Annotated in this window: 10 protein-coding genes; 1 reads left to right on the top strand and 9 read right to left on the bottom strand. The window is 61.6% G+C overall.

Going from position 1 to position 12,384, the window contains the following annotated elements:
- The 5 genes from AB5Z25_RS00790 to AB5Z25_RS00770 form a co-directional block, all read right to left on the bottom strand.
- Positions 1-603 (bottom strand): PTS system mannose/fructose/sorbose family transporter subunit IID (locus AB5Z25_RS00790; RefSeq protein WP_368134551.1); only part of this gene is annotated, 603 nt, incomplete at its 3' end.
- Positions 604-616: 13 nt separating this feature from the next.
- A complete protein-coding gene (locus tag AB5Z25_RS00785) occupies positions 617-1,411 on the bottom strand; it encodes a PTS mannose/fructose/sorbose/N-acetylgalactosamine transporter subunit IIC (RefSeq protein ID WP_022095161.1) in 795 nt (264 codons plus the stop codon).
- Between the two features lie 36 nt (positions 1,412-1,447).
- Positions 1,448-2,371, bottom strand: a complete 924-nt coding sequence (locus AB5Z25_RS00780) for a PTS sugar transporter subunit IIAB (RefSeq protein ID WP_022095162.1) — start codon at positions 2,369-2,371, stop codon at positions 1,448-1,450.
- Positions 2,372-2,554: 183 nt separating this feature from the next.
- Complete coding sequence (locus AB5Z25_RS00775; protein ID WP_368134550.1) at positions 2,555-3,637, bottom strand: DMT family transporter; 1,083 nt, start codon at positions 3,635-3,637, stop codon at positions 2,555-2,557.
- Between the two features lie 331 nt (positions 3,638-3,968).
- A complete protein-coding gene (locus tag AB5Z25_RS00770; RefSeq protein WP_368134549.1) occupies positions 3,969-4,961 on the bottom strand; it encodes an SIS domain-containing protein in 993 nt (330 codons plus the stop codon).
- A gap of 205 nt (positions 4,962-5,166) precedes the next feature.
- Between AB5Z25_RS00770 and AB5Z25_RS00765 the strand changes: the two genes are divergently transcribed.
- Positions 5,167-5,889 (top strand): GntR family transcriptional regulator, encoded by a 723-nt coding sequence (locus AB5Z25_RS00765; protein WP_368134548.1) that lies wholly within the window; start codon positions 5,167-5,169, stop codon positions 5,887-5,889.
- Positions 5,890-5,936: 47 nt separating this feature from the next.
- Here AB5Z25_RS00765 and AB5Z25_RS00760 read toward each other — a convergent pair whose 3' ends face one another.
- The 4 genes from AB5Z25_RS00760 to mfd all read right to left on the bottom strand — a co-directional run bounded on the left by AB5Z25_RS00760 (position 5,937) and on the right by mfd (position 12,220).
- On the bottom strand, positions 5,937-6,518 hold the full coding sequence (locus AB5Z25_RS00760) for a GNAT family N-acetyltransferase (RefSeq protein WP_368134547.1): 582 nt from the start codon (positions 6,516-6,518) through the stop codon (positions 5,937-5,939).
- Between the two features lie 78 nt (positions 6,519-6,596).
- Entirely contained in the window at positions 6,597-7,622 is a 1,026-nt protein-coding gene (locus AB5Z25_RS00755) for a threonine aldolase family protein (protein ID WP_368134546.1), read from the bottom strand.
- A 45-nt stretch (positions 7,623-7,667) separates the two neighbouring features.
- On the bottom strand, positions 7,668-8,531 hold the full coding sequence (locus tag AB5Z25_RS00750) for a phosphatase PAP2 family protein (protein ID WP_368134545.1): 864 nt from the start codon (positions 8,529-8,531) through the stop codon (positions 7,668-7,670).
- Positions 8,532-8,587: 56 nt separating this feature from the next.
- Positions 8,588-12,220: a transcription-repair coupling factor gene (gene mfd / locus AB5Z25_RS00745; RefSeq protein ID WP_368134544.1), complete on the bottom strand. Its 3,633-nt coding sequence runs from the start codon at positions 12,218-12,220 to the stop codon at positions 8,588-8,590.
- Positions 12,221-12,384 lie beyond the last annotated feature (164 nt).

Genomic DNA, 12,384 nt, shown 5'->3' with positions numbered 1-12,384 from the left:
CATAAGGCCCACGATGCCGCAGACATACATGAGCTTCTCCATGAGGTCGCCGCCCTGAAGCTTGCTCAGGTACTCGTGGCCGCCCTGATAGCCCATCTTGGCTGCGAACCAAGTGATCAGCACAGAGGGGACGATGGAGATGAGCATGGCCAGGATCGGGCCCATGATGGAGCCCTGCTGAGCCAGCTGAACGCCCAGGCCAAAAGCGATAACGCGGATGGTACCCTGGAAGAAGGAGTCACCGATGCCGGAAAGCGGACCCATGAGGGAGGTCTTGACCGCGTTGATCGAATCGGGATCGAAGTTCTCGGGATCCTTGGCGTACTCCTCCTCCATGGAGGCGGTGAGGCCCAGGATAAAGGCGCTCGTCTGCGGGGTGCAGTTGTAGAACGCCATGTGACGGTGGTAAGCCTCTTTCTTAGCAGCGAGCTGCTTGGGGTCGGACTCGTCCGGATAGAGGCGGTCGAGCGTGGGAACCATGCCGTAGAGGAAGCCCATGTTCATCTGACGCTCGTAGTTCCAAGAGGCCTGGATGGCCCAGGAGCGCCAGAAGAACTGGCTGACCTTCTTGTTCAGGGACACGTCCTTGGTTGCGGTTGCCATAGTGTGTTCCTCCTTAGTCTTCGTCGTCTTCGAGCGGATCGTAGTCGGAATCGACACCGGCGGCTGCATGGGAACCGTTGAACTTGAAGCCCATGAAGACGACAGCCAGGCACACACCGATCAGAGCGACCGCGATGACGGACAGGTTGAGGTAAGCGGCGAGCAGGAAACCGATGAACAGGAACGGAGTCATACCCTTCTTGATCATCATGGTGAGCAGCAGGGCCAAGCCGTAGGCGGTCATGATCTTGGTCGAAACGTTAAGACCAGTGGACAGCCACTCGGGAACCATGTTGACGATGGCCTGAACCAGGTCGGTGCCAACAAAGACGGCGAGGAAGATCGGCAGGAAGTACATGATGGCGTACAGACCGGAGCCGGCGCAGATGTGCATACGGTAGGCGGTCTTGAACTTTCCGTTATCGATCGCGCTATCTGCCACATGGGTGAGGGCGGCGATGATGGAACGGAACACGATGCCGAGGAGCTGACCCAGGACGGCGACCGGAATGGCGATCGTCATGGCGGTCTCGGCGGAAGCATCGGTCAGGCACGCAAAGGCAGCGGCCACGATGCCGCCCAGGACCATATCGGGCGGAACGGCGGCGCCGACCTGCACCAGGCCCATGGACACGAGCTCGACGGCGGCACCGACGGCAAGGCCGGTGGGCACATCGCCCAGCAGCAGACCGACGAGCGTAGCGCCAACGAGGGGCTGCTCGAAGTTAAGACGACCGAGCAGGCGGGAGTCCCACATGCAGAACACGCCGACGAGGCCGACGAGCACCGCACTGATGAACGTATTCATACCCTTCTCCTTTCAGTCAGGCAAAAGCCTGGTTGATTACAGCTTGGCGTCGATGTCGACGCTCTGATACGTAGGGGTCTGCTGGACATAGAGCTTGATGCCCATGTCGAGCAGCTGGTTGACGTCGGCCTTCTGGGTGGCGTCGAGGAAGACGGAGCTGTCCTTGCCGCCGACCTGATCGGCACCGTCGTGGTTGGCGGTGGCGCCCAGGTTGATGGCGTCGAGCTTGTAGCCCTGACAGAACTGCAGCATCTCGGCAGTGTTGCCAAAGACGAACATGACGCGCTCGCCGAGGGTGTTGAGCTTATCCATCTTGGCGAGGGCACGCTCGACGGTGAAGACGTTCAGGCGCACGCCCTGGGGCTTGGCCAGCTTAAGAGCGCCCTTCTTGATGTCATCGTTGGCGGCAGCGTTGTCGACGACGATGATGCGCTCGGCCTGAACCTTGGTGGTCCAAGTAAAGACGACCTGGCCGTGCAGCAGACGGTAGTCAAGACGTGCGAGGACGATCTTGGCGGGACCGGAGCTGTGACGGGACGCCTTGGCCTTCTTGGCGGGAGCCGCGGCGGCCTCGACCGGTGCGTTGGGGTTGGTCAGACCGGTGCGGGCCTCATTGATGAGGGCCGCGAGCTCGGCGCCCTTGACGGGGGCGGGGCTCATAGCAAGCGTGAGCGCCAACGGGATGTTGAAACCGCTGACAACCGTGAACTTCGTGCCGTTCTTGGAAAGCTCGACCATGTTGTTGTTGACCGAGCTGCCGAGCATATCGGTCAGCACATAGACGGTGTCGTCCGCGTTGAACGTGGCGATCATAGCCTCAACCTTATTGGTGATGGGCTCCTTGTCGTCACGAGCAAGCGACACGACGTGGACGTTCGACACGTCGCCGAGAACCATCTCGAGCGTGTCTTTGGCGCCTGCGGCCAGGCCGCCATGAGATGCGAGAATGATCTGATTCATCTTGCCTCCTCCTTTTCGTTATGGTCATTATAACGTCTTATACGTTGCTTATATTGCTAATTAGTATAAAGACCGTTCGCGGGTGAAAATCGACCGTTGACGGGTTTAACGTACTCGAAACGTTGACGCAGGGCAGGCCGGCGATGGCTGGATAACCCCAGGTCAGACCCTGCGCGCAATCCTCTATCGCACGAAGTACCAGGGGCTTTCCTGCACGGTGGGCTCCAGCGCGATGCCGGTGCGTTCCTTAAACAGATCCATGTCCTGAGATTTTTCGGTCCACCACGCGTTGGGCTTAAAGGTCATGCTCTCAATGACATGACCGACAAACATACTGTTGCGCAGCTTGGAGAAGTCGGTGTTCATGATCAGGATGGACGCGAGCACCAGCACGATGCCCAGGACCTTGATCGCGCCGGCGGGCTCGGCATAGACACCAATGCCCACCAGTACGGTGACGACCGTCTCGAAAGACATTACGACGGGAACTTTCGACGTCTCGAGCCCCATGGACAGACCCTGCATATATAAGATGTAAGCCACGGCTGTGGGGATGAGTCCAAAGCCAAGGAACAGCAGCAGCAGCTGTGGCGACATTGCCGCGGCGACATCCGGCCACGGAGCCGCGATAGCCGCCATAACCGCACCGCCAAAAACAAAGCCCCAAAACGTGACAGCCAGCGGGTGGACCGTCTTGGTTGCTATCCGGCTAAACACCGCGAGCGACGCACCACAAAGGCCTGCAATCACGCCCGATGTGACGCCCCAAACCGAAAAATGGAAACCGGAAAGGTCGCCATTGGTCACTGCAAGCACGCAGCCAACGATGTTAAAGACAATGGCAACGAGCTTGTTGGGGGTCACGTCCTCGCGATAAAGCACGCGGCCGAGCATGACGCCAAACACCGGCGAGGTGTAGAGCAGCACCGAGGCCGTGGACATGCCCACCTCGCCCATGCACTCGTAATAGCAAGTGTTGGCGGCGGCCAAACCGACGATACCGACAAGCGCGCAGGGAACAAGCTCTTTAGGGCTTGCCCTGAACAGGGCAAGCGGACCCTGAGCCACGGTAGACCCCTCACCCGGACGGCAGCCCATAAACATCAGGACCGGCGCCAAGATAAGCGCTCCGACCAACAAGCGAAAGGCAGCCATGCTCTGGGACGAAACGCCCATGGCCGAGATGCCGTTTACAAAGATTCCGATGCTGCCCCACATAAGCGCGGCGATTAGCACCAGCACATAGCCCAGATTGCTTTTCTTCAACGCAGCCTCCTCGGTATTATTTCCAATATGTTTCACACTACGTTATAGTCGTTATATACATTTTTCAAGACACAAATCGCCGAACGGGAAAATGAGTCCCAGGAGTGTCCCCAAGTGCCGGCACAAAAGGAACGTCCCCAAGTGCCAACCACGGCAACGCCGACGTTTTGGCAATGTCAGCGAGCGCCCGTCATTTGAGCCAAGGTGCCGTGAAATGAAAAGGCGCTGACCTTCTGGTCGCGCCTTTGAAATTGAACGGCAGATTGGCCAAATGCCGGGTGCGCAGCGTCGGCCGGTCCGCCGTTCGGTAGAACGGCGGAACCAATATCCCCTAGTAATCGAGCTTCCACATGTAGCGGCGCGTCATGTAGTCCTTGTGGGTGACGGCAGAGAGCGCGCGCATATACACGTTGTTGAGGATCGGGGCAAAGATCAGGTGGTTGAAGTACTCGCTCACGCTGTCCTTGATGTCGTTGAGGCCGAGCTCCTTGGCGTCGAGCTGATAGACGCGCTCGCCACCGTACTGGTTGACGAAGCGGATGCCGCGCTCGTCGTTGCAGCGGCTGCGGCCGACGCTGATGAGCTGGAACAGCGAGGTGCGCTTGTCCAGGATCTCGAAGGGGCCGTGGAAGAAGTCGCAGGTGTTGATGGTGCAAGAGTCGATCTGCAGCATCTCCTGCACGTTGCAGATGCTAAAGACGTAGGCGGCACCAAAGAGCGGGCCCTGGGCCATGACGTTGATGCAGGGCTTGTCGGCGTTCTGCTCGGCCCACTTGGCAGCGAGCGGACGGGTGTACTCGACGGCCTTGCGATAGATGGGGTCGACCAAGTCGAAGGCGGCCATAGCGGTCTCGTACTCGGCATAGCCCTCGGTCTGCTGCGTGAGCTCCATTGCGATCATGGTCACGACGGCGGAGTTGGTGCGGCCCATGCAGGACTCGTCAACGGCCAGGCTGTCGTACTGGATCTTGTAGTCGCAAACCTCGGTAAGACCGGACTCGTCAACATAGATGGCGATGGTGCTGGCGCCGTGGTCCTTGGCGACCTGGGCGGCAACGATGGTCTCCTTGGTGCCGCGCATGGACACGACGACGGCCAGGGTGTTCTCGTTGACATAGGCGGGCGTGGCGTGCACGAACTCGTTGCTGGTATAGCTGGAGCTCACGATCTGCGTGGCCTCGTGCTCCATAAAGTACTGAGCAGGATAGTTGCCGCCGTTGGATCCGCCGGCGCCAATCCACACGACGCGCTTGATGCCGCCCTTGTCTGCCTTGTCAGCCAAAACCTGGGAGACGACATCCTTAACCTGTTCCTGAGTAGTCATCGTGCATCAGCCTTTCTTCTCGTTTGATGCTCTCGATGGCATACAAGTTACATACATGTTTTGGTTATGTCGACTAGTTGTATGCTATATTTGTCTTAGAATTTTTGCTGATGCAGTTTTTAATAATTGTCCACCAGCGGTTTTGTTGTTGTATTGAATACATGCTTGATTAGATACGCATACATGTTAGTTACAGGTTGATCGCATGAACGCTTCATCTAAAAAGAAACTGAGCCAATACGAGCGCTTGGCGGGTACGCTTCGCGACCGCATCGCCGCCGGCATCTACGCACGCGGAGACAAGCTGCCGTCCGAGATGGAGCTCATGGACGAATCGGGGCTGTCGCGCAGCACCGTGCGCCACGCCCTTAAGGTGCTCGTTGATGAGGGCCTGGTGCGCACCGAGCGCGGGCGTGGCGCCTTTGTGGCCGACACGCCCGCGCTCCACGAGAACAACCTAGTGTTTTCGAGCTATACCAAGCAGGTCGAAGGCCAGGGCATGAAGCCCACCACGCGCACCGTGGACTCAGGCTTTGCCAAGGCGGCCGGCAGCATAGCCAAGTTCTTTGACGCCGCCGTGGGCAGCAAGCTCGTCAAACTTGTCCGCCTGCGCTACCTGGACGACGCGCCGCTGTGCTTGGAGACCACCTACCTGCCGCCAAGCTTCGAGGCACTCATCAATCGCGATATCAACGGTTCGCTCTACGCCGCGCTGCGACAGGAGTTCCATCGCGCACCGGCACAGGGGCATAAGACCTTTGAGGTGTGCTATGCCTCGCAAAACGAGGCGTTTTTGCTCAACGTTGAGCGCGGGCAGGCGCTGATCCTAATCACCGACTACGTCTACGACACCGACGGCCGCCCGCTCCACGTCTCCAAGCGCATCCAACGAACCGACCGCGCCAAATACACCGAGCCCATCGGCTAACCAACACCAAAACCACCACAATGGGGACAGGCACCTTTGTGGTGGTTTTAGGCAAGGAGGTCAGGGAACCAGGTTGGTTTGGGTTGGTTGGGTGTGCGCTCGGCTAGGACCAGCTCCATCCAGCACATGTCGTACCAGCGGCCGAACTTTTGAGCGCAGCGGTCGAAGGCACCCACCAGGCGATATCCCATATGGGCATGGAAATCCTGGCTGTTGTGCGTCAGATACTCGTCGTCCTTGTCGTGCGGCACGGCAATGAGCGCGCACATGTTGGTGATGCCCATCGCGACCAGGCATTGCTTGAGCGCGTCGTGCAGCTTGCGGCCCAGCCCGCCATGGCGCACGTCGCGCGCCAGGTAGATCGATGTCTCGACCGACCAGTCGTATGCCTCGCGGCTGTTAAGCGGACTCACATAGGCATAGCCTACCGGACGCCCGTCCAGCTCCATCACCAGATACGGATAGCGCTTGAGCGTACGCTCGATGCGCCCGGCGAACTCCTCAACGCTCGGCACCTCGTATTCGCAGGTAATCGCCGTCTGGCGCACATACGGCTCATAGATGGCAAGCAACGCCGGCGCATCATTGGGCGTCGCCAGGCGAATCGTCGGCTCGAACATCTCGGTCATACAACCCTTCTCCCCCAAAAGCAAAGGCCGCCCTGCGCCAAGCTCAAGCGCAGGGCGGCCCCTTGTCATTACATCAGGCTACAGGACAGCCGCCAACGCGTCGATATCCTCCTGCGTCGTGGCCCAGCTGGTGCAAAAACGCACCACCGTGTGGGTATCGTCGTACTTTTCCCAGTACTCGATCGCCGCATGCTCGCGAATGCGGGCCATGTCCTCGTTGGGCAGAATCACAAACTGCTGGTTTGTGGGCGTCTCCAAGAAGAACCGGTAGCCGTGCTCGTGCAGCACGCGACGAAGCGCCTGCGCGGTTTCGATCGCCTGGCGACCAATCTCAAAATACAGGCCGTCGGTAAAGAGCGCCTCAAACTGCACGCCCGTGAGGCGACCCTTGGCCAACAGCGCGCCGTGCTGCTTAATACGCGGAATGGGATGCGCCGGGGCGTGCATGCCGCAAAACACCACGGCCTCGCCGCACAGAGCGCCGCACTTGGTGCCGCCGATGTAGAACACGTCACACAGCTGCGCCAGCTCGGGCAGGGTAATGTCGCACTCATCGGCCGCCAGCGCATAGGCCAGGCGGGCGCCATCCACAAACAGCGGAATCTGGCGCTTCTGGCACACTGCGTGAATCGCCGCAAGCTCGGCCTTGGAGTACAGCGTGCCGTACTCGGTCGATAGACTCACGTACACGGCACCCGGAAACACCGTGTGCTCGTAGCTCTCGTTTTCGTAGAATACCTGGATATAGTTCTCGAGGTCCTCGGCGTGCATCTTGCCCTCATAGCCGGGGATGGTGAGCACCTTGTGGCCGCCAAACTCGATGGCGCCCGCCTCGTGGCAGGCGACGTGGCCGGTCTCGGCAGCAACGACGCCCTCGTACGGCGCGAGCAGCATGTCGATCACCGTCGCGTTGGCCTGCGTGCCGCCCACCAGAAAAAACACGTCGGCATCGGGGGCCTGGCAGGCCTCGCGGATAAGCTGCTTGGCACGCTCGGTGTGCGCATCGGTACCGTATCCGGGCTGCGGCTCCATATTAGTGTCGACGAGCGCCTGCAGCACCGCCGGATGTGCGCCGTGGGAATAGTCGTTGTTAAACGCGAGCATGGCAATCCTCTCTAGCCGGGCACGGGCCCGATGATTCAAACGGGGCTATTGTACGCCGTTGGGATAGGCAATGCGCGCGGCAAGGCACTCAAGTGCCAGTACCAGGGCAAAACCGCAGCTCACGTCGCTCAAAAAGTGCGCACCGATCACGATGCGGCCAAGCGCGACGAGCGCCGCAACCACAGCCGCCGTCCAAAAGACCACGCGACGACGCGAAGGCTTTTCCGTAAAGGCTGCCGCGGGAAGCCCGGCAAGCATAAGGCCGATCGCCGCATGCGCCGTGTGTCCGCTCGCAAACGACTTGAACCCGTCCTTGATCACGCCGGCGGCGATATAGGTCCACTTGTCGGGATTGCCGATCACCCACCACGGCTGAAAATTGAGCCCCGGCGTGACCTCGATCACGCGCATGCGCGGGCGCGACCACAGCGGCTTAACAATGACGTTGAGGATGATGGCCTGAGCGACCCACACAGCCAGTACCATCAACGCCCAGCGCGTAAGCTCGTCGGGGTCGGTGTCGCGCGTGAGGCGATAGGCGATGAGGTTGGCTGCGATGACCAACGCAAACGTCAGAACCAGCTGAAACGCGATGAGCTTGCCGCCGACGCGCAGCGATCCGATAATCTCGTAGCCGACCAGGCCCACGTTGATCAGAACGCCCAGCACGGCGAGCCACTTGCTCGTCTTGGAATCGAGACGCGCCGAGCGCACGAGCATAACGCCCGCGATGCTCGCCGTCAGCTCGAACGGTAGCTCGCCGGCCGCCTCGATAAAGCGGCCGTACATGCTGCCGATGTTGAACAGCGCGCTCGAGATCTGATAATCGAAGAAGCTGCCCACGCCCAGACAAAGACACAGGACAACCGCGATAATGGCGGCATCTTTCTTATAGATGTATCCGAACATGCTTTCCTTTCGATGGAACCAGAGTGTCCAAATGGGGTGTTTGCAGCGTCGACTCGCTAGTCATCATCACTGGCGCCCAGCTGCTGCAGCAGCATGAGTGCCGCGGCCACCGGGCCGGTGCCGTCGTTGGCGTCGAGGCCGCGACCCAGGCCGCTGCCCGCACCGGCGCCCGCCTTGTAGGGCACCGACAGCTTGCGGCTCTTGGGGAAGTTCACCGCGCCATAGCGAGTCTTAAGCTCAAAGGCTACCTTCTTGGGAACGTCAACCCCCAGGAAGGTAATGCGTCCACCGCTGAGCGTGACGCTCTCGAGCCCCAGGCGCTCGCCGCGAATACGGATGCGCGCGCGGTTGAACAAGTTGAGCCCCGCCAACGGCAGCTCACCGTGCGCAGCCTCGGTCTCCTCCTGCACCTCGTCGATACTCTCCAGGTCCTCGGCCGCCGCGAGCTTGCGGTACACGAGCACGCGCTGGTCCACCGCTGGCATGTACTCCTCGGACAAGAAGTAGTCGGCCGGCAGGTTGATGCCCACGCTCGCCGCCTCCACGCCAGCATCGTCGTCGCCGCGCGCCTCGGCCACGGCCTGGCCCAGCATCTGCGTAAACAGGTCAAAGCCCACACTCGACAGGTTGCCGTGCTGCTCGGCGCCCATGAGCGAACCGGCACCGCGGATCTCCAGGTCGCGCATGGCGATGCGCATGCCGCTGCCCAGGTCTTGGAACTCGGAAAGCGCGGTCAGGCGCGCCGTGGCCTCCTCGGTGAGCGGCAGCTCGCCCGGGAACATAAAGTACGCGTAGGCCTGCGTAGCAGAGCGGCCCACACGGCCCTTGAGCTGGTAGAGCTGCGCCAGACCCAAACGCTGCGAGTCCTCGATGATGAGCGTGTTGGCCGTTGCGTTGTCGATACCGCTCTCCACAATGGTCGTAGCGATAAGCACGTCAATCTTCTTGGTCGCGAACTCGATCATCACGTCCTCGACCTCGCGCGGGCTCATCTTGCCGTGTGCCACACCCACGCGCGCCTCGGGCGCGGCCTCGTGCACGCGCGCCACAGCGTCATCGATGGTCTTGACGCGGTTGGACACGTAATACACCTGACCGCCGCGGCCCACCTCCAGGCGAATCGCCGCGCTCACCACGTCGGGGTCGTACTCCCCCACGTGTACGATCACGGGACGACGCCCGGTCGGCGGCGTGGTGATCAGGCTCATATCGCGCACGCCGCTCGTGGCCATCTGCATGGTACGCGGGATGGGCGTTGCCGAAAGCGTAAGCACGTCAATTTGCTCGCGCAGGTTCTTGAGCTGCTCCTTGTGCTGCACACCAAAGCGCTGCTCCTCGTCGATGATCACCATGCCCAGGTTCTTGGGGTTCACATCGGCAGAAAGCAAGCGGTGCGTGCCGATGAGCACATCAATCGTGCCCTCGGCAAACGCCTTAAGCGCGCGCTTCTGCTGCGCCGGGGTGCGGAAGCGGCTGAGCACCTCGACCTCCAGGCCAAACGGGGCAAAGCGCTCAAAGAATGTCTCGTAGTGCTGCTGGGCAAGAATGGTCGTGGGGCAGAGCACCATGACCTGGCGGCCGGAGTCCACGCACTTAAACGCCGCACGCAGAGCGACCTCGGTCTTGCCGAAGCCCACGTCGCCGCACAGCAGACGGTCCATGGGCTTGGGCGCCTCCATGTCGGCCTTAATGTCGGCGATGGCCTCCAGCTGGTCGCGCGTCTCGTCGTAGGGAAAGCTCTCCTCCATCTCGATCTGCTCGGGCGTGTCGGGCGGGCAGGCGATACCGGTAATCGACGAGCGGCGCGTATACAGATCGACCAGGTCAAACGCCAGCTTTTTGGCATTCTTGCGCGCCTTATTGGTGGCACGCGTCCAGTCGGCGGTGTTGAGCCTGGTCAAGCGCGGTTTGTCGCCGTCGGGGCCAACATAGCGCGTGATGCGGTCGACCTGCTCGAGCGGCACGTAGAGCTTGTCGCCATCGGCATATTCCAGCAAAAAGTAGTCGCGCTCCTTGCCGCCCACTTCTTGGCGCGCGATCTCGCTAAAGAGTGCGATGCCGTGAGTGGCGTGCACCACGTAGTCGCCCGGCTTAAACGGGAACGTGATCTGCGTAATGTCCACCTTGCGGCGGCTGCGCGCGCGGTTGGCGTCCATGCGGGCGTTGAGGTCGGCGATTGAGAACACGGCCAGGTTGGCATCGGGCACCACCACGCCCTGCGGCAGAGCGGCATCGACAAAGGTCACGCGTCCGCGCGAGATGGTGGGCACGGCGGCACCAGCGGCAGCCTGGGCGGCACCCGCCTCGAGCGAGCGGGCGTTGAGCGCGTCGGCCTTACGCTCGCGAATGGAAGCATGGGCCTCCTGGCGTGCGGCACGGTCGGCGGAATCCGCCGCTGCCACGCGCACGCGGTCGCCGATAGCACCGGCATTTTCGGGCGCCGCGGTCAGCGATTCCTCAAAGGTAATGCCCTCGTCGCCAAAGGTGAGCTCCATCGACTCGCGCGCACCGCGGTCGGGAATGGCAAACACGCAGGCGTAGCGCTTGCCCACGACTTCCTGGATGCGCGTCATAAAACGGTTGTCCGAGCCTGCGATGGCCGGCTGCTCAATCTTGAGCTCGGCCGTCACCGCACCGCCGGCACGGATGAGGCTCACATAGTTCAGGCGCTGCTGGGCACCAAAATCGAGCTGTTGGGCGCGCACATACAGGCCGTCCAGGCGGTCAATCCCCGCCTCGCCGGCACGGGCCTCGATATCCTCGTAGGCGCGCAGACAGTCGTCGAACAGCGAGCGCGGCTCGGATAGAACCACGAGCGCCTTGCCGCCCACGTGTGCCAGTGGGCTTACGGTCTGGCCGTACATCACCGGCAAAAAGCGGTCGAGCTCGGGCGTGACGATGCGTGCATCCACCATCTCGAGCAGCGCCGCCAGCTTGCTGTCGTCCTGGCTGGCGCGGTAGAGCGCCACGTGCATGTTGTGGACGGCATCGTCGGTAAGCGCCAGCTCACGGCAGGGGAAGATCTCGATACTGTCCTCGTTGCCGATGGTCTGCCCCGTTGAGCTCACCATACGGCGGATGCGATCGATCTCGTCGCCGAAGAACTCAATGCGCACGGGCGCCTTCTCCTGCGCGGGGAACACCTCGACGGTGTCGCCGTGCACGCGGAACAGGCCGGGCGCGTCGGCGGCGCCGGCATTGGTGTAGCCCATGCCCACCAGACGCTGCGGCACCTCGTCAAAGGGAATCTCCTCGCCCACCGCAAAGGTCGTGGACTCCCAGTAGCGGCTCTCGACTGGCGGCACGCAGCGCAGCAGTGCGCGAGCCGAGGCGACCATGATGCAGTTGTCGCCGCGCACGATGCGTCCCAGGGCCTCGCAGCGCTGGGCCACCACGGCGTCGTCGGGCGCCTGCTCGCGCCACGGATAGTCCTTGCGCTCGGGAAAACGACACACGTGCGCCAGGCCCACATAGGCGGCCAGACTGCGTGCGGCGCGATCGGCCGCATCCTCGCCACTCACGATGTAGACCGTGGGGCGCGGACGACGCGCAAACTGGGCGGCGGCCATAAGCGTTCGGCCCGACTGAGACACGGCCAGCGTCACGTCCTCGCCAGCATCGAGCCCGGCCTCGACGGTCCGCAGTGCCTCGGCAGTGTAGAGCTGCGCGGCTATACGGTGAATGAGCATGCTGTTCCTCCGGCATCGCAACGCCAAAAGCCCGCCGAGGCAAGCTCGGCGGGTCGTTCGTCAAATTCGTTGCCTGTCATGGTAGCGCATGGAGAGGACTCCAGCTCAAGCGTACGCCCAGCCCCGCAAAAAACGCCAGATAGAACCGGGCTCATCGGCTTCGC

This window comes from Collinsella aerofaciens, assembly GCF_040910325.1.
Classification (GTDB): Bacteria; Actinomycetota; Coriobacteriia; order Coriobacteriales; family Coriobacteriaceae; genus Collinsella; species Collinsella aerofaciens_BL.
Note: the sequence above shows the minus strand (reverse complement) of the source record. Positions and strands in the feature narration are given on the sequence as shown.